Origin of the sequence: Marinobacter antarcticus, from assembly GCF_011049865.1 — a bacterium.
GTDB classification, from domain to species: Bacteria; Pseudomonadota; Gammaproteobacteria; order Pseudomonadales; family Oleiphilaceae; genus Marinobacter; species Marinobacter antarcticus_A.
In genome coordinates, this window is the sequence record NZ_DRGY01000033.1 from 60,575 (window position 1) to 85,305 (window position 24,731).

The window sequence follows — 24,731 nt, forward strand, 5'->3', positions numbered from 1 at the left end:
CCCGAATTAAGCCTGGTCTTCAAACCAGGGGGCGCGTGCAGTCATAATCAGCTGACCTGCACGCTCTTCATCCATACCTTCGATATCGAGCAAGTCGTCTACCGACTGCTCCGCCAGATCTTCCATGGTCCGCACACCCATACCTGCGAGCTTGAACGCCAGGCTGCGATCCATTCCGTCCATACCCAGAAGATCTTCGGCCGGCTCGGCGCCGTCGAGGGCTTCTTCACTGGCCAGGGCCTGATTCAACAGAGCATCCTTGGCACGGCGACGTAATTCAGTGACGGTATCTTCATCAAAACCTTCAATTGCCAGCATCTCATCCATAGGTACATAAGCGACTTCTTCGATGGACGTAAAGCCCTCATCAATCAGCACGCCGGCGAATTCTTCATCCACGTCGAGGTGAGCGGTAAAGTGCTCAACCAACGTATTATACTCCTGCTCCTGGCGCTCACCGGCTTCTTCTTCGGTCATCACGTTCAGGGTCCAGCCGGTAAGCTCGGTCGCCAGGCGCACGTTCTGCCCGTTACGCCCAATAGCCTGCGCCAGATTATCCTCTGCAACAGCGACTTGCATTGTGTGGCCGTCTTCATCCATCACGATGGAGGCCACTTCTGCTGGCGCCATTGCGTTTATAACCAGTTGCGCGGGGTTGTCGTCCCACAACACTATGTCGACACGCTCGCCGCCCAGTTCATTGGATACAGCCTGAACCCGGGAGCCGCGCATACCAACGCAGGCGCCAACCGGATCGATACGACGGTCATTAGTCTTCACCGCAATCTTTGCGCGGGAGCCGGGATCCCGGGCTGCGCCCCGAATCTCAATCAGTTCTTCTGCAATTTCTGGCACTTCAATACGAAACAACTCAATCAGCATCTGTGATGAAGAGCGACTCAGAATCAGTTGAGGGCCACGGTGATCAGTGCGAATCTCCAGCAGCAAAGAGCGCACCCTGTCGCCCATGCGGAAGGTTTCACGGGGGATCAGGTTCTCTCTTGGCAGCAAGGCTTCGGCGTTCGCGCCCAGATCTACGATGACGTTATCGCGAGTCACCTTCTTCACAGTACCGGAAACCAATTCGCCTACGCGATCACGATAGCTGTCGACGATTTTGCTGCGTTCGGCTTCACGGACTTTCTGGAAAATGATTTGCTTCGCAGCCTGTGCGCCGATACGGCCGAACGCAACAGATTCTGCCTTCTCTTCGTAAGTATCGCCCGGCTTCAGCGCAGGATCAATTTCCTCGGCTTCCTGAAACGTCAGCTCGGTGCCCAGTGCTGGCACAGCATCGTTATCAACAATCAGCCAACGGCGGAAGGTTTCATACTCACCCGTGCGACGGTCGATCGATACGCGCACGTCTGACTCTTCATCGTCGTAACGTTTTTTGGCAGCGGTGGCCAGCGCCAACTCGATCGCTTCGAAAATGACTTCCTTCTCGACGCCTTTTTCGTTCGAGACGGCCTCAACGACCAGCAAGATCTCTTTACTCATTGGATTGCCCTGCTCTGGAAATAAAACTGTGCATCTACTGAGTTATTCAATTGGCTCACTCGAATACCGGAATGATTTGAGCTTTGTCGATGCTATCGAAAGGCAACAGATATTCGTGATCGTCAACGACCACAACCACATCATCGCCTTCCACACCCTTGATAAGCCCTTGAAACTTGCGACGGCCTTCAAACGCCATTCGCAAACGGATTTGTACCTGATGCCCCACAAACTCCTGATATTGTTCAGGCCGAAAAAGGGGACGATCCATGCCTGGGGAAGAAACCTCCAGTGTGTACTCGGTTTGGATAGGATCTTCGACGTCCATCACGCCGCTGATCTGACGGCTGACTTTTTCGCAATCATCGACGCCAATGCCGTTTTCGACATCGTCTATGAAGACTCGAAGAAGCGATTGATAGCCCTGGGAGCGGTACTCGATGCCCCAGAACTCATATCCCAAACCTTCCACTACAGGCCGAAGAATGTCTTCCAGTTGTTTAAGCTTGCCTGACAAGTTAGGCGGTCTCCGTTGTGAAATTTACCGGCATTAAAAACAAAAAAAGGGCTGTTCAATCAGCCCTTTTTACGCACCAAGGGCCGCTGCGTCAGGCCCCTTAGTCAAAAAACCCCGGTAACCGAGGCTTTTTGTTGCGAGAACTCGCAAGAAGCAAACCGGTATACCGCTTCCTGCTGACAGGCACCTTGCCTGCCAAAAACCCGACAATAAAGAATGTCAGACTCCAATATCGGCCGGAGTATAGAGACGCTGAACGGGCTGGTCAAGGACTGACCAAAAAAACGGCCTGGAAAATCCAAGCCGCTTTACTTCGTAATTGGTGCCCAAGGCCGGACTCGAACCGGCACGGCTTTCGCCACTACCCCCTCAAGATAGCGTGTCTACCAGTTCCACCACTTGGGCAAACTCCTCACTCGAGTGCAGGAAGATCAGACTTCCCGTCCCCGGTTTCGCTTTTGACGCCTTCGCCATTGTCAGCAGCGTCTGGGGCCGGCACCTGACTGGATTCCTGAACGACCGGAATACCTGCCTCACCTGCAACCTCTGCACGCTGCTTGGCAAACACCGCCAGCGAGAAACTCGTTACAAAAAATACCAGTGCGAGCAACGTTGTCATGCGGGTCAGAAAATTGCCACTGCCCTGACTGCCGAATACGGTTTGAGACGCGCCGCCACCACCGAAGGCTGCGCCAGCGTCTGCACCTTTACCCTGCTGGATCAGCACCAGACCCACCAGCGCCACCGCGATTACCACGTGCACAACGACTACCAGTGTTTCTATCCAATCCATATCGACTCTCGCGAACCTTTAATTTTAGGTGCCTGCCGACAAAGACCGGCAGATACTCATAAATTCTTTTGCGACCAACGATGCGCCGCCAATTAAACCGCCGTCTACATCCGGCTCTGAAAAAAGATCCGCTGCATTATCGGCCTTTACACTGCCACCGTAAAGCAAAGCAATCTCATCAGCCGGTGCACCCATATCTCTCAAAACATCGCGTATGGCAGCGTGCATTGCCTGGGCGTCATCAGATGTTGCTGTTTTACCGGTGCCTATCGCCCAAACTGGCTCGTAGGCTAATACGATATTTTGCCAATCACCCTGCTTGACTGATGACAAGCCTTCGCGCACCTGACCCGCAACGACCACTTCAGCCCGCCCGGATTCTCGCTCTTCAAGCGTTTCACCCACACACACGATCGCTGTTAAACCGCTACCAACAACAATCGAAACCTTTTCGGCAACCATTTTGTCGGTTTCACCAAAAAGCTGACGGCGCTCGGAATGGCCTACAAGCGCAAAGCAACACCCTGAATCTTTCGCCATCTCCGAGGACACTTCCCCCGTGTAGGCGCCAGACTGCCACCGGGCTACATTTTGAATGCCTACTGAGATGTTGCCCTGAGCTTCTCTCACCACATCTCCGATATAAATGGCGGGAGGAATGATAACAACCTCTACGCCTTTATCAAGAGATACAGACTCAGACCGCACGTAACCAACCAACTTTTCCGAGAGGTCTTTCGACCCGTTCATTTTCCAGTTGCCGGCTACAATCTTGCGTCGCATAACAGTTCCCATATGTAAGGGAGGGCGCACTATACAGCAGTCCCTCGTAACAGACAACCGCCCGAAACCAACAAAATCAGGGCGTTGAGTTTTCCACAATCTTGGCGAGCGCTTCTGCAACGCGACGAATATCGCCCGCACTCTGGCCTTCTGCCATTACCCGGATGAGAGGCTCTGTTCCTGAGGCCCGCAGCAGGATTCTGCCAGAACTGCCCAACTCCAATTCCGCCTTGCGAACCGCCGAAACAATATCGGCGCGACTGAACGGGTCAAACCGTTGGGCAACGCGCACGTTGATCATTGTTTGGGGCAACTTGCTCATACCCTGTCGCAATTCGGCGAGAGTTTTACCCGATTTCCCGATCGACAGCAGCACCTGAAGCGCAGACACAATGCCGTCGCCCGTGCTGGTGCAATCGCGGATGACCATGTGACCAGAACCCTCTCCGCCCAGAACCCAGTTGTTAGCCAGCAGGCGCTCCATCACATAACGGTCTCCGACATTCACACGCTCGAATGTAATGCCCATTTCTGTGAGGGCCAGCTCAACACCCAGATTGGTCATTAGCGTGCCAACCACGCCGCCCTTGAGGCGATCTTCGGCAAATCGCTGGGACGCGATCACATACAACAACTCATCACCGTCGACCTCTGAACCGTCGCGATCAATCATAAGTACCCGGTCGCCATCGCCATCAAAGGCAATGCCCAAGTCTGCACCCTTATCAATAACAGCCTGCTTGAGCCTACCCAAATGCGTAGAACCGACATCCAGATTGATGTTGAGCCCGTCCGGCTCCGCTCCGATAACAGACACTTGCGCGCCCAGCTCACGGAACACTTTCGGGGCAACGTGATACGTCGCCCCATGAGCGCAATCCAGAACAATTTTCAGGTTATCCAATGTGAACTGGTTCGGAACCGTACTTTTGCAGAACTCGACGTAGCGCCCCGGCGCATCTTCCACCCTCGACGCCTTTCCCAGCTCGCCGGCGCCACAAACCTCTATAGGCTTATCCAACCAGCGCTCAATCTCGGCCTCCAGGGCGTCGTCGAGCTTGGTGCCGTCGGCGGAGAAAAACTTGATGCCGTTGTCATGGTGCGGATTGTGAGAGGCGCTGATAACGATTCCCGCCGAAGCGCGAAACGTGCGAGTCAGATAGGCAATGGCCGGTGTTGGCATAGGGCCCAACAGCTTTACATCCACCCCGGCCGCCGACAACCCGGCCTCCAAAGCAGACTCGAACATGTAACCCGACAACCGGGTATCCTTGCCAATCAGTACGCTGTTACGCTGACCCGCCTTCTTGAAGGCCTGACCCGCAGCCCATCCGAGGTGCAGCATGAATTCCGGGGTAATCGGGTGTTCACCTACCCTGCCACGTATTCCATCCGTACCAAAATACTTTCTTCCGGCCATCAAACTGTCTCCTTTACGGCCATCACTACCTTGACGGCATCAACGGTTTCCCTGACATCGTGCACGCGAATAATGCTTGCACCCTTCATAGCCGATATTGTCGCGGCCGCAAGGCTCGCCGGCAACCTTTCATCAACGTCCCTGCCCGTGATCTGGCCAAGCATGGATTTCCTCGACAGCCCCACTAAAAGGGGATGTCCAAGAACCTGCAACTGCTCGAGCGAAGCAAGAAGCCGCAGATTATGCTCGATATTTTTCCCGAACCCGAACCCGGGGTCCAGAATGATATTCTGCGTGGGGATGCCGGCTTGTTCCGCAGCACGGATCCTCAGGGTAAGAAATTCACTGACCTCGCGCAGTATATTCTGATACTCGGGCCGGTTCTGCATGGTCTCAGGCTCACCCTGGATGTGCATGATACACACCGGCACACCTGCACTTGCTGCCGCGACCAATGCGCCGTCTCTTTGCAGCGCGCGCACGTCGTTGATCAGCCCTGCGCCCAACCCCACCGCCTGAGCCATCACCTCGGGCGTGCTGGTATCTACCGATACGATCACATCCAATTCCCGGGCAATAGCCTCTACTGCAGGGCAGACCCGATCCAGCTCTTGCTGAACTGAAACGCTGGCGGCGCCCGGGCGAGTAGACTCCCCACCCACATCAATAAACGCAGCGCCGTGTTTGACCATTTCGCGGGCGCGGAAAAGCGCTGCATCCAGCCGGTTGTATTGGCCACCGTCGGAAAACGAATCCGGCGTAACGTTAAGAACGCCCATTACATGGCAGTGAGACATATCCAGCATTCGCCGGCCAAACGTCATTTCCATAACAAACCTTTCCCGCGCACGCACACCAAAAGCTGAAAAACCACGCCGAATAAAAGCAAACGCCGCCCATAATCAGGGCGGCGCGATGCAACATAAAACGACTCAGATCAGTTGAATCCGGGAGCGTTAACGCTCTCCCGCCGGCCGACCAACATCTGGCCTTTGGCCATCATCAGAAGGCTTTGCTGCGGGAGCCTGCTCCGGATCCTCGGCCTTGACACCACCGGCGGAACCTCTGTCGTCCCAGCCTTTCGGCGGACGCGGTGTGCGGCCTTCCATGATGTCGTCAATCTGATGACGATCAATGGTTTCATACTTCATCAACGCCCCGGCCATGTTGTCCAGCTTATCCCGGTTGTCCACCAGAATCTGCGTGGCTTTCTCATAACAGGTATCGATGATGTTGCGAACTTCTTCATCAATACGCTGTGCCGTTTCGGGCGAGTAAACCGTTTGAGCCTGACCGGCTGAGCGTCCGAGGAACGGTTCTTCACTGTCAGTATCGTACTGCAATGGCCCGAGTTTCTCAGACAGCCCCCAGCGAGTAACCATGTTACGGGCAATGCTGGTAGCGCGCTCGATGTCATTCGATGCACCGGTAGTGACACCGTCAAAACCCAGCGTCAGCTCTTCGGCAATACGGCCACCAAATAGGCTGCAAATAGAACTGATCAAAAAGCGCTTGCTGTGGCTGTATCGATCTTCCTCAGGGAGGAACATCGTCACGCCGAGAGCACGGCCACGTGGAATAATGCTGACTTTGTAAACCGGGTCATGTTCGGGGGTCAATCGACCAACAATAGCGTGACCTGACTCGTGATAAGCCGTATTGAGCTTTTCTTTTTCGCTCATAACCATGGACTTACGCTCAGAGCCCATCATGATCTTGTCTTTCGCAAGCTCAAACTCTTCCATGGAGACAAGGCGCATATTTCGACGAGCCGCAAACAGCGCTGCTTCGTTAACCAGGTTTGCAAGATCCGCACCGGAGAAGCCTGGCGTGCCACGCGCAATAAATGCGGGCTCGACATTTTCATCCAGGGGGACTTTCTTCATGTGAACTTTGAGAATCTGTTCACGACCGATGATGTCGGGCAACCCAACCACGACCTGACGGTCAAAACGGCCAGGGCGCAAAAGTGCCGGATCAAGTACGTCCGGGCGGTTGGTCGCAGCAATAACGATAACGCCCTCGTTACCTTCAAAGCCGTCCATTTCAACCAGTAGCGCGTTCAATGTCTGCTCACGCTCATCGTGACCACCACCCATGCCGGCACCACGATGGCGACCGACCGCATCGATCTCGTCGATGAAGATAATGCAGGGGCTCTGCTTCTTGGCTTGCTCGAACATGTCCCGCACACGGGATGCACCAACGCCTACGAACATCTCAACAAAGTCGGAACCGGAAATCGAGAAGAACGGAACCTTTGCCTCACCAGCGATAGCCTTGGCAAGCAGTGTTTTACCGGTACCCGGCTGCCCCACCATCAAAACGCCCTTGGGAATACTGCCGCCCAGACGCTGGAATTTGCTGGGATCCCGGAGGAAGTCGACCAACTCCTTCACATCTTCTTTGGCCTCATCAACACCGGCCACATCGGCAAAGGTGGTCTTGATCTGATCCTCACTCATCAGCTTTGCTTTGCTCTTGCCAAACGACATGGGGCCTTTGCCACCGCCGCCGCCCTGCATCTGGCGCATGAAGAACACAAACAACGCGATTATGATCAGGATCGGGAACGCCGCGACCAACAACTGAGTCCACAAGCTCTGACGCTCCGGCTCTTTACCAATCACTTCTACCTTGTTCGCCAGCAGATCGTCCATCAGCTTATTGTCTGACACCTGCGGGCGAATTGTCTCGAACTGGGAACCGTCGCCGCGGGTGCCCTGAATTTCGAGACCATCAATGGTGACTTTGTTGACCTGACCCTGCTGGACCATTTCAACGAATTGGGAATAATTGACTTGCTGACCGCTGGTGGTGGGAGAGAAATTCTGAAACACCATCAACAGTACTGCGGCTATTATTAGCCAAAGAACCAGATTTTTTGCCATATCGTTCAAGGATCATCACCTGTGAATTGAAAAGCAGGCCTGAAGCACCGCCCTTTACTGACACCTTACACCAATTGTACGTCTATCCACCAGAAACGGCCTATTCGTACCAGCCGCAGAAAAACGTAGCTGCGGATCAATCTGCAGACGCTCTTGAACGCCAGACAAATCCTCTTGTTACTTGTATGTGGGCCCCATCTCGAAAATTACAACTCCCGCAGGGTGATCGGTTACACGAGGTTGTCTGTTACAATCCGCAAATTATACGTCGTCGCCAGCGAATATGCCGCTGACCTTTTGTTAATCGCACCGATAAAGAGATTACATCATGAGCCTTTCACCGGAGCAACGCCGGGAGTACCGGGCTATCGCCCACAACCTGAAACCCGTCATTATTGTGGGTGACAAGGGCCTGACGGAGAGCCTTCAGGAAGAACTGGAGCGCGCCCTGAACGACCACGAGCTTATCAAGGTCAAGGTGGCTAACCAGGACCGTGAAGCGCGCCAGGAAGCGATCACCGCCCTCTGCGAATCCAGTGGCGCAGAAATTGTGCAAACCATCGGAAAAATTGCGGTGATTATGCGCCGGTCAAAGAAGCCCAACCCAAAGCTGTCCAACCTTCTGCGCCACAAACACTGACGCCCCCTGAACATAAAAAAACCGGCTGCGCTAAACACAGCCGGTTTTTTGTTTGCAGCGCTAAAACAGAGTCAGATGTACTCCACCTTTTCGATCTCGTACTCCACGGTGCCCGATGGCACGCGAATAGCGACCACATCGTCTTCACTCTTGCCGACCAGCGCGCGGGCAATCGGTGATGAAATGGACAGCTTGCCTTGCTTGATGTCTGCCTCGTCTTCACCAACGATCTTGTAGACCACCTGCTCATCCGTATCCATGTTCATCAGGTGAACGGTGGTTCCGAAGATAACCCGGCCCGTGTTTTCCATCGCAGTAACGTCGATCACTTGAGCGTCGGAAAGTTTGCCTTCAATTTCCTGAATCCGCCCCTCAATGAAGCTCTGTTGCTCACGGGCCGCGTGGTATTCGGCATTTTCTTTCAGGTCACCATGCTCGCGTGCATCCGAAATCGCGGCAATAACCCGGGGCCGGTCCTCGGATTTCAGCGTCCGAAGCTCCTCACGAAGACGGGACTCGCCCAACTTTGTCATAGGTACTCTTTCACTCATGATCATACTTCCCTGCGTGAAGGTCTTGCAGGCGGCGTACTGTGCGCTCCGGGCCGAACTTGATGGCCCGACAGAAAGCTTCGCCGCCGGCCAGCGTTGTTGTATAAGCTACTTTGGTCTGCAAAGCCGATTGGCGAATCTGTGCCGAATCTGACACCGCTTTGCGACCCTCTGTTGTGTTAATAATCAGTTGAACCTGTCCATTCTTGATAGCGTCCACTATGTGGGGACGCCCCTCGCCCACCTTGTTAACTCGCTCCACCTCAATACCCGCTTCGCGAAGGGCCTTCGCGGTGCCGGTGGTGGCTACAAGCTTGAAGCCTGTGTCTACCAGATCCCGGGCGACCTGAATGGCGCCGGCTTTATCCACATCGCGAACCGACATGAACGCCCTCCCTGTGGAGGGCAACCGCTCTCCAATGGCCAGTGAAGCCTTGGCAAAAGCCTCATCAAAGCTGTCGCCAAGCCCCATAACCTCGCCTGTGGACTTCATCTCCGGACCCAGAATCGGATCAACCGACGGGAATTTATTGAACGGGAATACCGACTCTTTCACAGCGTAGTAGCTGGGTATCACTTCTTTTGTAAAACCCTGATCCGCAAGAGAAGTCCCGGCCATGACCCGTGCAGCCACCTTGGCCAACGACACGCCGATCGCTTTGGATACGAAGGGCACTGTCCGCGAAGCGCGCGGGTTAACTTCAATCACGTAAATCTCGTCATCCTGCCAGGCCAACTGAACATTCATCAGTCCCACAACCCCCAGCTCGATGGCCATTTTCCTGACGGCCTCACGCATAGCGTCCTGGACGTCGGGCGGCAGCGTGTAGGGCGGCAAGGAACAAGCCGAATCACCGGAGTGAATGCCGGCCTGCTCAATATGCTGCATGATGCCACCAATGACCACGTCCTTGCCGTCGCAAATGGCATCAATATCCACCTCGATGGCGGCATTTAAGAAATGATCCAGCAACACTGGACTGTCGTTTGAGACCAGTACAGCGCTGCGCATGTAACGCGTCAGCTCTTCCTCTGCGTACACGATTTCCATGGCTCGACCGCCCAGCACATAAGACGGGCGCACCACCAACGGATAACCGATTTCACGGGCCGCCAGAATACCTTCCTCATGGCTGCGCACCGTCGCGTTTTCCGGCTGTTTGAGCCCCAGGCGATTAATCATCTGCTGAAACCGCTCACGATCCTCCGCACGGTCAATCGCATCCGGGCTGGTGCCGATAATGGGCACGCCTGCCGCCTCCAGGCCACGGGCCAGTTTCAGAGGGGTCTGGCCACCGTATTGAACGATAACGCCCTTGGGCTTTTCAACGTTGATGATTTCCAACACGTCCTCAAGCGTAACCGGCTCAAAATACAATCGGTCTGAGGTGTCGTAATCTGTTGATACTGTCTCAGGGTTGCAGTTGATCATGATGGTTTCATAACCGTCCTCGCGCATGGCGAGCGCGGCATGCACGCAGCAGTAATCAAATTCGATACCCTGGCCGATCCTGTTAGGACCACCCCCGATAACCACGATTTTCTCGCGGTCGGTGGCATTCGCCTCACACTCCTCTTCATAGGTGGAGTACATGTAAGCGGTGTCAGAGGCAAACTCTGCGGCGCAGGTATCGACCCGTTTGTAAACCGGACGAATGTTCAGCTCATGCCGCAGTTTGCGCAGGCTCACTTCGGTTATGCCCAACAGTTTGGCTAACCGGGCATCGGAGAAACCTTTGCGCTTGAGGCGGAAAAGGGTGGCATGATCCATATCCGCCTTACCGGCGAATTTCAAAGCCTGTTCCTCTCGGATCAGATCTTCGATCTGCACCAGATACCAGGGATCCACCTTGGTGTATTCGAAAACGTCATCAACGCTCAGGCCAGCCCGGAAGGCGTCACCTATGTACCAGATACGCTCGGCACCGGGAACACTGAGCTCGCGGGTGAGGGTTTCACGGGAACTTTCCGAGGTGAACTCTTCAAGCTGCTCGTCAAAACCGTCCGAACCCACTTCCAGACCCCGAAGGGCTTTTTGCAGAGATTCCTGGAACGTGCGGCCAATGGCCATGACTTCACCCACCGATTTCATCTGGGTGGTCAGGCGAGCGTCGGCTTGCGGAAATTTTTCAAAGGTAAACCGGGGAATCTTGGTAACCACATAGTCGATACTGGGCTCGAACGACACAGGCGTCACACCGCCGGTTATCTCATTACGCAGTTCGTCCAGCGTGTAGCCAACCGCCAGCTTGGCCGCCACTTTGGCAATCGGGAAACCGGTTGCCTTGGAGGCCAATGCCGATGAGCGCGAAACCCTTGGGTTCATCTCAATGACAACCATGCGGCCGTTGTCCGGATTGATACCAAACTGTACGTTGGAGCCGCCGGTTTCCACCCCAATCTCGCGCAGCACTGCCAGAGAGGCGTTGCGCATGATCTGGTATTCTTTATCGGTAAGCGTCTGAGCTGGCGCAACCGTGATGGAATCACCGGTGTGCACGCCCATGGCGTCGAAATTCTCGATCGCGCAAACAATAATGCAGTTATCTGCCTTATCGCGGACCACTTCCATCTCATACTCTTTCCAGCCGATCAGCGACTCGTCGATGAGCAATTCGCTGGTAGGAGAAAGATCCAGGCCTCGGGTACAGATTTCTTCAAACTCGTCCCGGTTATAAGCAATACCACCGCCAGATCCACCCATGGTAAACGACGGCCGAATGATGCATGGAAAGCCGATGTCTTCAGCGACTGTCCAGGCTTCTGCCATGGTGTGGGCAATAGAGGCACGAGGACACTCGAGGCCGATGGCCTTCATGGCCTTGTCAAAACGGCTTCGATCTTCGGCTTTATCAATAGTGTCGGCGTTGGCGCCGATCATTTCCACGCCGTGCTCAGCCAGAACCCCGTGCTTTTCGAGGTCCAGCGCGCAATTCAGTGCTGTTTGGCCGCCCATGGTAGGCAACAAAGCATCGGGCTTTTCTTTTTCGATGATTTTGGCGACGGTCTGCCAGGTAATTGGCTCAATGTAGGTGGCATCCGCCATCACCGGATCCGTCATGATGGTGGCCGGATTCGAGTTAACCAGGATGACCCGATAACCCTCTTCGCGCAGGGCTTTACACGCTTGCGCTCCGGAATAGTCAAATTCGCACGCCTGCCCGATCACAATCGGGCCTGCGCCTAGAATCAGGATGCTTTTAATATCGGTCCGTTTTGGCATGTCTTGGTAAACCTGTCAGCAGCATTTAAATTCTTGTAGCGCAAAAAGCAGCGCGTGCCTGGGATGGTGCAACTGTGCGTATGCCAGCTACCCCGTTCGGACTTCCATCAGGCGGATAAACTCATCAAACAGGGGGGCTACATCGCAGGGACCAGGGCTCGCCTCAGGGTGCCCCTGAAAGCTGAACGCTGGTTTGTCAGTGCGACGAACGCCTTGCAAAGTGCCATCAAACAGTGACTTGTAGGTCACTTCCAGCACCGCAGGCAAGGAAGCCTCATCCACTGCAAAACCGTGATTCTGACTTGTAATCATGACGGTGCCGTTTTCAAGACGCTGAACCGGGTGATTGGCGCCATGGTGACCGTGGTTCATTTTCATACTTTTCGCGCCGCTGGCCAGTGCCAGAAGCTGGTGCCCCAGACATATACCAAACACCGGAATCTCCGTTTCCAGCACTTCCTGAATTGCCTTGATTGCGTAATCACAGGGCTCAGGGTCACCCGGGCCGTTGGACAGAAATATGCCGTCCGGATTCATCGCCAGCACATCCGAAGCCGAGGTTTGCGCCGGCACAACGGTAATATCGCAGCCGCGGGACGCGAGCATGCGCAGGATGTTGAACTTGACGCCGTAGTCCCACGCCACAACCTTGAACCTGGTTTCGCCCGCCTCACCGTAGCCTTTGTCGAGCGTCCACTCTCCCTGGGTCCAGTTATAGATTTTGTCGCAGGTCACTTCTTTGGCCAGATCCATGCCTTTAAGCCCCGGAAACGCCTTGGCCAACTCCAGAGCGCGCTCAGCGGTCGCATCGGCACCCGCCACAATGGCGCCGTTCTGCGAGCCTTTGTCTCGGAGAATCCGTGTCAGGCGCCGGGTATCTATATCAGCCATTCCGACAACATTGTTGCTTCGCAGATACTCATCCAGCGACCCGGTGCTGCGCCAGTTGCTGGCCATCAGAGGCAGGTCGCGAATAATCAGACCGGCGGCCTGAATGCGGCCGGACTCGACATCCTCTTCATTGACTCCCGTGTTACCAATGTGGGGATAGGTCAGGGTAACGAGTTGGCGGGCGTATGATGGGTCGGTCAGTATTTCCTGATAGCCGGTCATGGCGGTGTTAAACACCACTTCACCGCTGGTTTCGCCGTTAGCGCCAATAGCGGTGCCGTAAAACAGGCTTCCGTCTGCGAGTGCAAGAATTGCAGGTGTGCTCAAGGCTTGTATCCTCATCGAGTGGCGTATCGGTTTTTCACGACGTATCGGTTTTCCACGAACAGGAACGCAAGCGCAAATCCAGGTCGCAAAAAAGCGAGAGGGAGTAAAAACCCCGTCCCGCTTTTTGTTATCCAGGAACTGTCTTTTGTTCCTTGGGCTTTTCGAAGCCTACGCTTGGTGCAGTTAAACCGCCTTATTGTATGGAATATGCGGCTTTTTGTCCATGTAAAATGTTCACGGGACACTACTTCAACGATAGAACATCCTGCATATCGTACAAACCGGAAGGCTTATCCGCCAGCCACAGCGAGGCCCGCATGGCACCTTTGGCGAAGGTCATACGGCTGCTCGCCTTGTGGGTAATCTCGATGCGCTCGCCTTCAGTGGCGAAAAGCACGGTGTGATCGCCCACCACGTCACCGGCACGGATAGTTTCGAAACCGATTTCTTTACGGGTGCGCTCGCCCGTGAAGCCCTCACGGCCATAAACGGCGCATTCCTTAAGATCTCGGCCAAGCGCGTCGGCAACCACTTCGCCCATGCGCAGGGCTGTACCCGAGGGCGCGTCTTTTTTGTGGCGATGGTGAGCTTCGATGATTTCGACGTCGTAGTCGTCCCCCAGCGTCGCTGCCGCGGTACGAAGAAGGTTGAGCATCACGTTGACGCCGACGCTCATGTTGGGCGCAAACATGATCGGTGTGGATTCTGCCACAAGAGCCAATTGTGCTTTTTCGGCGTCTGACATACCGGTGGTACCAATGACCAGCATTTTGCCATTTGCTTTGCAGAATTCGGCATTTTCCAGCGTCAGATCCGGGAACGTGAAGTCAATAAGCAGATCAAAATCGTCTTTCACGTCCTCAAGGGTACCTGCCATTTTGACGCCGGTTTTACCGATGCTGCTCATCTCGCCGGCATCGGCGCCAATAAGACTACTATCAGGCTCAACGACGGCCGCACCGAGGTCCAACCCTTCTGTGCCATCAACCGCTTCGATGAGCACTTTACCCATGCGCCCGGCGGCGCCAATGACTGCTACCCTCATGGCTTGCTCCCTATATGCAGCTGGTCAGAATTTCATTTCGTCGAAGAAGCTCTTGGCACCCTCAAACCAGGACGTTTTCTTTGGCGCGTGGTTCGTGCCGTTGCTACCATCCAGGGTTGTCTGAAACTCCTCTAACAGTTCTTTCTGGCGCTTGGTCAGATGGACCGGCGTTTCAACCGTCACACGACACAACAAATCGCCGGAGGGGCCTCCGCGAACCGGGCTGACGCCCTTGTTGCGCAGCCGGAAGAGTTTACCAGTCTGGGTTTCCTCGGGAATACGAAGCTTCACGCGCCCATCCAGCGTCGGCACTTCCAACTCGCCGCCCAGCGTGGCATCGATGATGCTGATCGGCACTTCGCAATACAGGTTGCGACCATCGCGCGTGAAGATCGAGTGCTCACGAACCGACATCTGCACGTACAGATCGCCGGAGGGGCCGCCCTCGACGCCCATCTCGCCCTCACCAGAGAGGCGAATACGATCGCCGGTATCCACGCCCGGGGGCACTTTGACGGAAAGCGTCTTTTCTTCCTGAACTCTGCCTTGACCGTGGCAAACCTTACAGGGATTTTTGATAATCTGGCCGGCGCCCCGACAGGTAGGGCAAGCCTGCTGCACGGTAAAGAAGCCCTGCTGCATTCGCACCTGCCCCATACCCTTACAGGTGCTGCAGGCTTCAGGACGAGAGCCCTTTTCAGCGCCACTGCCGTCACACGTGCCACATTCCCGGTGTCCGGGGATTGTGATCTCTACGGTTCTTCCCTTAACCGCCTCTTCCAGATCCAGCTCCAGCGTGTAACGCAGGTCAGAACCACGAGTGTTGCGTCCACGGCCGCCGCCACCGCCACCGCCAAAAATGTCGCCAAACACATCGCCAAAAATGTCAGAGAAGTTGCCACTGCCACCGCCGAAGCCACCTCCGGCCTGACCATCCACGCCGGCATGACCGAACTGGTCATAAGCCGCTCGCTTGGACTGGTCCGCCAGTATTTCATAGGCTTCACTGGCCTCTTTAAACTTGTTCTCGGCGTCTTTGTCTTCCGGATTACGGTCGGGATGGTACTTCATCGCGAGCTTCCGATACGCCCGCTTGACTTCTTTCTCATCCGCGTCCCGGGAAAGTCCGAGAATGTCGTAATAATCGCGCTTGGCCATGCTTTAAAACCCTGTTTTTTAAACGCGGAAAACGCGGAGCTGATCCGCGTTTTCCAACTACCTGATGTACGTCAGATTTACTTCTTTTCGTCGTCTTTGACTTCTTCGAACTCGGCGTCCACTGCATCGTCAGCAGTTTGCGACTGCGCGCCTTCCTGACCGTCAGCTTGCTGCGCCTGACCGTCCTGATCCGCGTACATCTTTTGTGCCAGTTCGCCCGACACTTCCGTCAACTTCTGGGTTTTGGCTTCGATGTCGTCCTTGTCAGAACCGGTCAATGCCTCTTCCAGATCCTTGATCGACGCTTCAATAGACTCTTTCTCACTGTCGCTGACTTTGTCGCCTGCGTCTTTCAGAGTCTTGCGTACGGCGTGAACCATGGCATCGCCCTGGTTGCGAGCTTGGACTAGCTCTTCAAACTTGCGATCTTCGTCGGCGTTAGCCTCAGCATCCTGAACCATTTTCTCGATTTCATCGTCGTTCAGGCCAGAAGACGCCTTGATCACAATGGACTGCTCTTTACCCGTCGCCTTGTCTTTCGCAGAAACGTTCAGAATACCGTTAGCATCGATATCGAAGGTCACTTCGATTTGCGGGACGCCGCGCGGTGCGGGCGGAATATCGGCTAGATCAAAACGACCCAGCGACTTGTTTTGCGTCGCCTGCTTTCGCTCGCCCTGAACCACGTGAATGGTTACGGCCGTCTGGCTATCGTCCGCGGTCGAGAACGTCTGCGACTTCTTGGTCGGAATCGTCGTGTTCTTGTCGATGAGCGGCGTAGCAACACCACCCATGGTCTCAATACCCAGGGTCAACGGAGTCACGTCGAGCAACAACACATCTTTTATATCACCCGAGAGCACGGCCGCCTGAATCGCTGCACCCATGGCAACGGCTTCGTCCGGGTTTACGTCCTTACGGGCTTCTTTGCCGAAGAACTCTTTAACTTTTTCCTGCACCAGCGGCATGCGGGTCTGACCACCCACCAGGATAACCTCGTCGATTTCACTCGCCTTCATGCCCGCATCTTTAAGCGCCACTTTACATGGCTCAAGGCTGCGCTGAACCAGATCTTCGACAAGCGATTCAAGCTTGGCGCGGGTCAGCTTCACGTTCATGTGCTTAGGACCGCTGGCATCTGCGGTAACGTACGGCAGATTTACGTCGGTCTGCTGACTGCTGGACAGCTCGATCTTGGCCTTCTCGCCCGCTTCTTTCAGGCGCTGCATGGCCAGGGAATCGCCCCGCAAATCAATACCACTGTCTTTCTTGAACTGGTCAGCCAGGAATTCGATAATTTTCATATCGAAGTCTTCACCACCCAGGAACGTGTCACCGTTAGTTGCCAGAACTTCGAACTGATGCTCACCGTCAACGTCCGCAATTTCGATAATGGAAAGGTCGAAGGTTCCGCCACCCAAGTCGTATACCGCTATGGTGCGATCACCGGTTTTCTTGTCCAGACCATAAGCCAGGGCCGCAGCCGTCGGCTCGTTTATGATGCGCTTTACGTCTAGGCCGGCTATTCTGCCAGCGTCTTTGGTCGCTTGACGTTGGCTGTCGTTAAAGTAAGCCGGCACGGTAATAACCGCCTCGGTCACTTTCTCGCCCAGATAGTCTTCCGCCGTCTTCTTCATCTTCTTCAAAATTTCTGCAGACACCTGCGGCGGTGCCATTTTTTGGCCTTTCACTTCTACCCACGCATCACCGTTATCCGCTTCGGCAATTTTGTAGGGCACCATTTTAATGTCTTTCTGAACAACGTCATCTTTAAAACGGCGACCGATCAGACGCTTGATGGCATAGATCGTGTTGTTCGGATTGGTGACCGCCTGGCGCTTGGCCGACTGGCCTACCAGAATTTCACTGTCATCGGTGTAAGCGATGATTGACGGGGTGGTACGATCGCCCTCCGCGTTTTCAATAACCCGAACTTTGTCGCCATCCATGATGGCTACGCATGAGTTGGTCGTTCCAAGGTCAATACCGATAATCTTGCTCATTGAATCACTCCGTTCTTCTGAATGCTGTACTGAATAGTTGCCCGGACACGTCTACTCCGGCTACTGCTGTTTAATGGCTATATTGGCGCTTAACCTGATTTTTCAAGCCTGCTCATCAATTTTTGGTGCATCCTGAGCCTTCGCGACCATCACCATTGCCGGGCGAACCACACGGCCATTCAGCAGATAGCCTTTCTGCACCACAGCCACCACGCTGTTTGGCTCAGCATTCGGTGCCGGAACCATCGACATGGCTTCGTGCTGCTGGGGATTGAACGGTTCGCCAACCGGATTCAACGGTTCAACGTTGAATTTCTTCAGGCTCGACTCGAGCAAGCTCAGCGTCATACCCACGCCCTGCCGGATCGATGCGACCAGATCACCAGCATTCTCCTGACCCTCAGTGCTCTCAACTGCCTTCTCAAGGCTATCTGCAACCGGCAACAACTCTTTGACAAACTTTTCCAGCGCAAACTTGTGCGCCTTCTCAACGTCCATCTCAGCCCGGCGGCGAATGTTCTGCATTTCGGCCTGGGTGCGCAGCATCTGCTCCTGAAACTCCTGAACCTGCGCTTTTAGCGAATCCAGCTCAGTAACCTCGCCTTGCTCCGTGTCCTGTTCGCCCGCAAGCACTTCTTCTACCGACGCCTCAGCGGCATCTTTCAACTCTTCTGCTTGCTCATTGCGGTTTTCCTCAGTGCTCATGACTACTCCTGCCAGATCTTCGGTGGCCGGCTTCAACGCGGCCAATTGAACATAGGCTTCGGCCCCGCAGAGCCGAAAGAATGTTATTGCGAATGAATATGGGGTTCAGCACTCAGGTTTCAACCATCAAAGCGCGCATCCCTGAAAAAATCACGCTCAAGTGTTTGCAAACCGGAAAATCACTGTATATATTAACAGTAACTGTATGCACGAACAGTATATTTTGAAGGCGGAGGTTATCTGCATGCTCACACAGCTCACAGTTTCCAATTACGCAATTGCCGAAAGAGTAGAACTGCAATTCAACAAAGGCATGACGGCGCTCACGGGCGAAACGGGCGCGGGGAAATCCATTGTGCTGGATGCATTGGGGCTTGCGATGGGTGGCCGCGCCGATGCAGGGGCTGTACGCCATGGCGCGAAGCGCGCGGACATAACCGCCACCTTTGATGTCTCGGGCATATCCGAGGCCCTCCAATGGCTGGAAAACCATGAACTGGATGACGACAGCGACTGCATTCTGCGCCGGGTCATCAGCAAAGACGGGCGATCACGGGCTTACATCAACGGCCAGCCCTGCCCCCTCGCCCACCTGAAAGACCTGGGCGGACTGTTGATGGACATTCACAGCCAGCACCAACATCAGTCACTTTTGCGCAAAGAAACGCATCGCAAACTGATTGATGAATTCGCAGGCGCAGAAGACCTAGCCGGACAGACCCGCGAGGCGTGGAAAGCCTGGAACCAGATTCGAACAAAACTGAGCCAGCGCCAGCAGAACGCAGAAGAATCCGAAGCAAGACTGCAATTACTGCGTTATCAGGTAGAAGAGCTGGATCGCTTGGCGCTTGAGACTGGCGAACAAACGCAACTGGAGCAAGAACAGGCGCAGCTGAGCCAGGCCGATACAATTCTGCATAGCAGCCATCAGGCAGCGCTTCTGTGTACCGAAGATGAAACCAGCGCAGCGTACCTGATTCGCCAAGCGCTGCAGCAACTGGAACAGCTTCCGGTCGCGATTCCTGCACTGGCCGACACCATTCAGATGCTCAGTGAAGCCCAGATTCAGATCACTGAAGCCGGCGATAACCTCCGGCATTTTGTTGATGACTATGAAGCAGACCCCGCACGCTTAACAGACGTCGAGGAACGGCTCAGCGCCATTTACCAAATGGCGCGCAAGCACCGCATCAACCCTGAGGAGCTACCGGAATTCCAACAACGGTTACGCGAGGAGTTGGCGGAGCTTGATGGCGGAGAGGGCAGCCTGGAGAAATTGGAAGCGGAACTGGACAGCCAGCGCAAAGGCTTTGACGAACTGGCCGGTCAGCTTTCTGAAATCCGGGCCAAGGCCGCCGTGGAACTGGACCAGCGTATTGCGGGCGAGTTGGCCCAATTGAGCATGCCAACAATGCAGTTTGTCACGCACCTGAATCGCAACAATCAGGGCGATCCAGCGTCTCACGGCCTGGAAGAAATTGAGTTTCTGGTCAGCGCAAATCCCGGGCAACCGGCAAGGCCACTGGCCAAGGTTGCTTCCGGTGGTGAACTATCAAGAATCAGCCTTGCGATACAGGTAGTCGTTGCGCAGACATCGACAACGCCAACCCTGATTTTTGACGAGGTTGACGTCGGTATTGGCGGCGGCACCGCAGAGGTAGTAGGCAAACTGCTGAGGGCTTTGGGCGACAACGGCCAGGTTATCTGTGTAACCCACTTGCCACAAGTTGCGGCCCAGTGTCACCAGCATCTGTTTGTCAGCAAGTTCACCCTGCAAGACACAACCTACTCAAAAATCGAATCGCTGGACGACCAAGGAAGAATCAGCGAAGTTGCAAGAATGCTGGGTGGCGTAGATATGACTGACCACACCATTGCCCACGCTACAGAGATGTTTTCCAAAGGACAGGCAACCCACCACTGACGTGGTGGCAGTCACCATTCCCCCTCTCGCCCCTGAGAGCTGTTGGGGCAGGCTTAATGGCCTGCCCCTTTTTTTGCACTAACGGGGGGGAGCTGCTTGATGCTTAAGACTTGATGGGCTTAACGTAAAGAATCAGGCTGTGCTCTACAATCTCATAGCCGTGTTCTTTCGCTATTTTTTGCTGGCGTTCTTCGATTACGTCGTCAACAAACTCGATCACCTGCCCCGTCTGAGTACACACCATATGATCGTGGTGATCTTCGCGTGCCATCTCGAACACCGCATGGCCGCCTTCAAAATTATGCCGCAGCACCAGACCTGCCGTCTCAAACTGTGTGAGCACCCGATATACGGTGGCCAGCCCTACGTCATCTCCCTGATCCAGAAGCCGCTTATAGACGTCCTCAGCGCTAAGGTGATGGTCCTTGGCGTTTTCCAGAATGTTAAAAATCTTCACTCTTGGCAGAGTGACTTTGAGACCGACTTTTCGCAGTTCGGCGTTTTCAGATGCCATGTTACCATTCACTCTTTGGTGTGCCTCACGGCTTCCGGTATGATGAAGCCGCCATTTTACGGTTAACCCGTGCCACACCTGCCCTTGGCAGGCGATTTCAAGATAGAGGATTTCCTCCGGCGATGCAAAAGCTCACAGCTCTCATTCTCACCCTTATTCTGTCCGGCTGTGCTTTCCCGGGCGTTTACAAGATCAACGTCCAGCAAGGCAACATAGTTACCGATGAAGAGCTGACCAAACTCAACGAGGGTATGCCTCGCAGCCAGGTGCGGGCACTGCTTGGCAGCCCACTCATGCTGAATCCGGTTGACAGCTCTCGCGAATACTATGTTTACACGTTCCAACGCCGAGGCGGTGATATCGAAGAGCAACGCCTCATCGTGTATTACGACGACAACCTTTACTCCCACTATGAAGCCCAACTATTGGACGAAACGCCAGCCTACTGATCTGAGCGTGGCGCGGATTTCCTGTTGGCCCGGTTCAGGCGCGCCTGTTTCGGGTCAATCCGGAGCGGGCGATACAACTCTACCCGATCCCCGTCACGCAGCTTATGATCCGCAGGATTTTTGATAATTTTCCCGAATATTCCCATATCGATCGTGTCCACATCAATTTCCGGGAAGATGACGGCAATCCCGGATAACTTGACGGCTGTGATAGCGGTTGCGCCTTCCTGCACGCGTACACAGAGGATCTGCTGCTTGTCTGGCCGCGCGTACGCCACTTCAACCTGAGGCATCAGGCATCGCCTTTGTAGAGATCATCTGCGCGACGACAAAAGACATCTACCATGGAGGTTGCAGCCTGATTGAACACCGGCCCGAAGGTCATACGCGACAGCGAACCCGAGAATTCAAACTCCAACGTCAGAGTCACCTTACAGGCATTTTCACCCAGCGCCTTGAAGCGCCAAAGGCCCGTGAGGTTGCGGAAGGGACCATCAACCAGATTCATTTCTATCGCTTCCGGCATCTGCAACTGATTGCGAGTAGTCAGTGTGTGCCGCACTCCTGCCTTGGCTATTTCCAGCGACGCCATAATCTGATCCGGACCCTGTTGGTGAACTTCTGCACTTGCACACCAGGGAAGGAATTCGGGGTAACGGGCAACGTCATTCACCAAGTTGAACATGCGCTCGGCTGAGTGCATAACCAGGGCTGTCTTATCAATCTGATGGGGCATTGGAACCGGTTGTCCTGCTTGCAAACGTGGCGGCAATCAAGCGCTATGATAAAGGATATTGTCGTCTTCAGGGGCATTTTCAGACTGCAATGGCGGTGTGTTGCCGTTAATTGTAAGCGCTTGCCCTGCCGGGGCCAGATCTTCCTCCGGCTCACACCACAGCGCCTGGCTGCCGCTATCGCACAGGTTTATCAAAGAAACTGCGGTGTAATGTATACCGATATAGGCAACAACCAGAGGTAACACCAGACGCATAACCCAGAACCAGATTGTTCCGAAAAGCTTCGGGGCGCCGCCAAGCATGGTTTTTGAGAGATTGTGCGTCAGACACCAACCGGTAAAAAGTGCGATGAGAATCGCCACAACGGGAATCATCAATCCGCCCGTTAGCAGTTCCAGCCATCGAAAAATTGTTGCGCCACCGGCCCGGTAATCCGCCCACACGTTGAACGAACATAAGGAGGCCAACCCTGCGAGCCAAACTGCCAGTCCCACCAACGCAACAGACCGCCCACGCGGGGCGCCGGTCCATTCGCGAAACCAGCCAACAACAGGTTCCAACAGCGCCAACGCCGTCGCCCAGACAATCATCACGACCACTACAAAAAAGGCCGCGATAACGAACTGGCTTGCCGGTAACTCCGCAAGCGTCACGGGCAGCGAAATAAACAACAAGCTGAGCCCTCGCTCGCCGTCAAAAGCGCTGTTTTCCGTTGCCATGGCAAAAATCATCAGCCCGGCCAGAATTGCAACCAGCGTATCCATCAGTACAGCGGCCAGAATGGATCGCTTTAGCTGTGTTTCCGGTGCCGTATAGGCGCCCAGAACCGCCCAGACTCCCATTCCCAGGCCCAAGGTAAAAAACGCATGGAACAACGCGGCACTGAGACTGGCCCAGGTAAGATCCTCCGGGTGCATCTCGAGAATCTGACTGATAGCGCCGTCAATGCGACCATACCAAACCGCAAGCCCGAACAATGCGAGCAAGAGTATCAGCGTGCCCGGCACAACAATTCTGAATGCTCGCTCAAGCCCTCCGACCACACCTTGCCCAGAGACCCACAATACGGTGACCAGAAAGAACAAATGCCAACCCATAAACACGCGATAAGCCTTTGGGTCAGACACCATCTTTGCAAGAATTTCGGTGGCCTCCGTTTGACCAACACCGGAGAACCGCCCCAAAGCGCCAAAAAACACATAGGCCAGAGCGATGGCACCGAAAACAGCCGTAAACGACAGCACCAGAAAGGCCGCCACTATGCTAAGCCGCCCGGCGGCCATCCACCCCCTTGAGCTTTTGGCACTGCGAGTCAAACTATCCATTGCCAGCACAATTCCATGGCGCGCATACCGGCCAATAGAGGCTTCAGTAACCATCAAAGGCAATGTCACCAAGAGCACACAGCCGAGATACAGCAGAATAAACAACCCGCCACCGTGCACGCTCGCCAGATAAGGAAATTGCCAAAGATTAGCCAGACCCACAGTTGCACCAACTGAGGCCCAGAAAAAGGTTGATTTACGGGCAAATGACCCGATATGTGTACGGTACGGCTTAGGCATTCTCGACCCTGAAAGTGTCTGGCCCGTCATTGTAGCCGAAGGGCTTGCATACGTACGACCCGAACAAGCCGCCGAAGGCCATTTCGTGACCGGCCCTGCAATACTGGGCTACAATACGCGTTTTGCCGACCCGATTCCGGTCGGCTCGTTCATTCGTCCGAACCCGGATACTTGATCCATGAGCAATAAAAAGCCCGGTACGCCGAGCAGTACCATCGCCCTGAACAAAAAGGCGAAACACGAATACCACATAGAAGAACGCTTCGAGGCGGGGATGGTTTTGCTTGGCTGGGAAGTAAAATCACTGCGGGCTGGCAAAGCGCAGATAACAGACGCTTATGTTTTGCTGAAAGACGGTGAGGCCTTCCTGCTAGGCGGGCATTTCCAGCCCCTCACCGAAGCCTCCACCCATGTTATCGCCGATCCTACCCGCACCCGCAAGCTGCTGCTACACGCCAAAGAACTGGCCAAGCTGATCGGAGAAACAAGTCAGGCCGGCCAAACCTGCGTGCCCATGGCGATGTATTGGAAGCACAATAAAGTAAAATGCGAAATCGCTCTGGTGAAAGGCAAAAAACTGTTCGACAAGCGCGCAACCGAGAAAGAGCGCGACTGGGATCGCCAGAAGCAACGCATTATGCGGGAAAACAACGCCTCTTGAAGCTGCAATCCCAAAACAAAGCTGGCTAGGCCTTGAGTTTGCAGACTGGGGCCGCATATACTGTTCATAAGGGGACGACATGGCTTCGACGCTGGTGGCGAACCCTTGGGTGCATGTCGAGATGGCAGCCAATCTCGTTAATCCAAAGCTGCAACGCAATAGTCGCAAACGACGAAAACTACTCACTAGCAGCGTAAGCTGCTAGTCGTCCTGACTGGGTCGCCCGTAGCCCAGAGCTACATCTCAGGACGTCATCGCTTACGGGATGCTCCGTTATCCAGAGTTCACTGGCTAACGGCTAAGATTTAAAGAACTCGCCTCTTGCACCCTGGCCTTCGGGTCGCTCGAGGTTAAATCAATAGAAGGACATAAACATGTAGATCTCAAGGCATAGTGCTGGCGGACGCGGGTTCGATCCCCGCCGTCTCCACCAA

22 protein-coding genes, 1 tRNA gene and 1 other RNA gene are annotated in these 24,731 nt (G+C 54.6%); 5 read left to right on the top strand and 19 right to left on the bottom strand.

The window, feature by feature from the left end:
• Nucleotides 1-6: 6 nt before the first annotated feature.
• The 8 genes from nusA to ftsH form a co-directional block, all read right to left on the bottom strand.
• Nucleotides 7-1,500 carry a transcription termination factor NusA gene (gene nusA / locus ENI00_RS04105; protein ID WP_304099186.1) on the bottom strand — a complete coding sequence of 498 codons (1,494 nt, stop codon included), beginning with the start codon at nt 1,498-1,500 and terminating at the stop codon, nt 7-9.
• Nucleotides 1,501-1,555: 55 nt separating this feature from the next.
• Complete coding sequence (rimP, locus tag ENI00_RS04110; protein ID WP_304099189.1) at nt 1,556-2,017, bottom strand: ribosome maturation factor RimP; 462 nt, start codon at nt 2,015-2,017, stop codon at nt 1,556-1,558.
• A 320-nt stretch (nt 2,018-2,337) separates the two neighbouring features.
• Nucleotides 2,338-2,422 (bottom strand) — tRNA-Leu (locus ENI00_RS04115).
• A gap of 7 nt (nt 2,423-2,429) precedes the next feature.
• Nucleotides 2,430-2,810 (bottom strand): preprotein translocase subunit SecG, encoded by a 381-nt coding sequence (gene secG, locus ENI00_RS04120; RefSeq protein WP_304099191.1) that lies wholly within the window; start codon nt 2,808-2,810, stop codon nt 2,430-2,432.
• A gap of 24 nt (nt 2,811-2,834) precedes the next feature.
• Nucleotides 2,835-3,593: a triose-phosphate isomerase gene (gene tpiA, locus ENI00_RS04125; RefSeq protein WP_304099195.1), complete on the bottom strand. Its 759-nt coding sequence runs from the start codon at nt 3,591-3,593 to the stop codon at nt 2,835-2,837.
• 76 nt (nt 3,594-3,669) lie between these two features.
• The gene (gene glmM / locus ENI00_RS04130) at nt 3,670-5,013 is read right to left on the bottom strand and encodes a phosphoglucosamine mutase (protein WP_304099197.1); all 1,344 of its coding nucleotides are present in this window, start codon (nt 5,011-5,013) and stop codon (nt 3,670-3,672) included.
• The gene (gene folP / locus ENI00_RS04135) at nt 5,013-5,843 is read right to left on the bottom strand and encodes a dihydropteroate synthase (RefSeq protein ID WP_304099199.1); all 831 of its coding nucleotides are present in this window, start codon (nt 5,841-5,843) and stop codon (nt 5,013-5,015) included. Before folP ends, glmM begins: the two co-directional genes overlap by 1 nt.
• A 126-nt stretch (nt 5,844-5,969) precedes the next feature.
• Nucleotides 5,970-7,913 (bottom strand): ATP-dependent zinc metalloprotease FtsH, encoded by a 1,944-nt coding sequence (gene ftsH / locus ENI00_RS04140; RefSeq protein ID WP_304099201.1) that lies wholly within the window; start codon nt 7,911-7,913, stop codon nt 5,970-5,972.
• A gap of 319 nt (nt 7,914-8,232) precedes the next feature.
• Between ftsH and yhbY the strand changes: the two genes are divergently transcribed.
• Entirely contained in the window at nt 8,233-8,544 is a 312-nt protein-coding gene (gene yhbY / locus ENI00_RS04145; protein WP_304099204.1) for a ribosome assembly RNA-binding protein YhbY, read from the top strand.
• A 71-nt stretch (nt 8,545-8,615) separates the two neighbouring features.
• Here the strand turns inward: yhbY and greA are convergent, their stop codons facing one another.
• From greA to grpE, 7 genes are all read right to left on the bottom strand, one after another.
• Entirely contained in the window at nt 8,616-9,077 is a 462-nt protein-coding gene (gene greA, locus ENI00_RS04150) for a transcription elongation factor GreA (protein WP_304099249.1), read from the bottom strand.
• A 10-nt stretch (nt 9,078-9,087) separates the two neighbouring features.
• Complete coding sequence (carB, locus tag ENI00_RS04155) at nt 9,088-12,318, bottom strand: carbamoyl-phosphate synthase large subunit (RefSeq protein ID WP_304099208.1); 3,231 nt, start codon at nt 12,316-12,318, stop codon at nt 9,088-9,090.
• 87 nt (nt 12,319-12,405) lie between these two features.
• Entirely contained in the window at nt 12,406-13,536 is a 1,131-nt protein-coding gene (gene carA / locus ENI00_RS04160; RefSeq protein ID WP_304099211.1) for a glutamine-hydrolyzing carbamoyl-phosphate synthase small subunit, read from the bottom strand.
• A 244-nt stretch (nt 13,537-13,780) separates the two neighbouring features.
• Nucleotides 13,781-14,581 (bottom strand): 4-hydroxy-tetrahydrodipicolinate reductase, encoded by an 801-nt coding sequence (gene dapB / locus ENI00_RS04165; protein ID WP_304099214.1) that lies wholly within the window; start codon nt 14,579-14,581, stop codon nt 13,781-13,783.
• Between the two features lie 24 nt (nt 14,582-14,605).
• Nucleotides 14,606-15,739, bottom strand: coding sequence for a molecular chaperone DnaJ (gene dnaJ, locus ENI00_RS04170; protein WP_304099216.1), 1,134 nt, complete (start codon nt 15,737-15,739; stop codon nt 14,606-14,608).
• Between the two features lie 77 nt (nt 15,740-15,816).
• Nucleotides 15,817-17,742 carry a molecular chaperone DnaK gene (dnaK, locus tag ENI00_RS04175; RefSeq protein WP_304099219.1) on the bottom strand — a complete coding sequence of 642 codons (1,926 nt, stop codon included), beginning with the start codon at nt 17,740-17,742 and terminating at the stop codon, nt 15,817-15,819.
• A gap of 102 nt (nt 17,743-17,844) precedes the next feature.
• Nucleotides 17,845-18,447, bottom strand: coding sequence for a nucleotide exchange factor GrpE (gene grpE, locus ENI00_RS04180; protein WP_304099222.1), 603 nt, complete (start codon nt 18,445-18,447; stop codon nt 17,845-17,847).
• Nucleotides 18,448-18,691: 244 nt separating this feature from the next.
• Between grpE and recN the strand changes: the two genes are divergently transcribed.
• Nucleotides 18,692-20,371, top strand: a complete 1,680-nt coding sequence (gene recN / locus ENI00_RS04185) for a DNA repair protein RecN (protein WP_304099224.1) — start codon at nt 18,692-18,694, stop codon at nt 20,369-20,371.
• A 103-nt stretch (nt 20,372-20,474) separates the two neighbouring features.
• Here recN and fur read toward each other — a convergent pair whose 3' ends face one another.
• Nucleotides 20,475-20,885, bottom strand: coding sequence for a ferric iron uptake transcriptional regulator (gene fur, locus ENI00_RS04190; RefSeq protein WP_304099228.1), 411 nt, complete (start codon nt 20,883-20,885; stop codon nt 20,475-20,477).
• Between the two features lie 122 nt (nt 20,886-21,007).
• Between fur and ENI00_RS04195 the strand changes: the two genes are divergently transcribed.
• Complete coding sequence (locus tag ENI00_RS04195) at nt 21,008-21,334, top strand: outer membrane protein assembly factor BamE (protein ID WP_304099230.1); 327 nt, start codon at nt 21,008-21,010, stop codon at nt 21,332-21,334.
• Here ENI00_RS04195 and ENI00_RS04200 read toward each other — a convergent pair.
• The 3 genes from ENI00_RS04200 to ENI00_RS04210 are packed head-to-tail and all read right to left on the bottom strand — an operon-like array spanning nt 21,328 to nt 23,558.
• On the bottom strand, nt 21,328-21,627 hold the full coding sequence (locus ENI00_RS04200; protein ID WP_304099232.1) for an RnfH family protein: 300 nt from the start codon (nt 21,625-21,627) through the stop codon (nt 21,328-21,330). The genes ENI00_RS04195 and ENI00_RS04200 overlap by 7 nt on opposite strands.
• Nucleotides 21,627-22,070: a type II toxin-antitoxin system RatA family toxin gene (locus ENI00_RS04205; protein ID WP_304099234.1), complete on the bottom strand. Its 444-nt coding sequence runs from the start codon at nt 22,068-22,070 to the stop codon at nt 21,627-21,629. Before ENI00_RS04205 ends, ENI00_RS04200 begins: the two co-directional genes overlap by 1 nt.
• Nucleotides 22,071-22,106: 36 nt before the next feature.
• A complete protein-coding gene (locus ENI00_RS04210; RefSeq protein ID WP_414674209.1) occupies nt 22,107-23,558 on the bottom strand; it encodes a sodium-dependent transporter in 1,452 nt (483 codons plus the stop codon).
• Nucleotides 23,559-23,814: 256 nt separating this feature from the next.
• Between ENI00_RS04210 and smpB the strand changes: the two genes are divergently transcribed.
• Both smpB and ssrA read left to right on the top strand, forming a co-directional pair.
• On the top strand, nt 23,815-24,297 hold the full coding sequence (gene smpB / locus ENI00_RS04215; protein WP_304099238.1) for an SsrA-binding protein SmpB: 483 nt from the start codon (nt 23,815-23,817) through the stop codon (nt 24,295-24,297).
• Nucleotides 24,298-24,367: 70 nt separating this feature from the next.
• Nucleotides 24,368-24,730: a transfer-messenger RNA gene (gene ssrA, locus ENI00_RS04220) on the top strand.
• Nucleotide 24,731 lies beyond the last annotated feature (1 nt).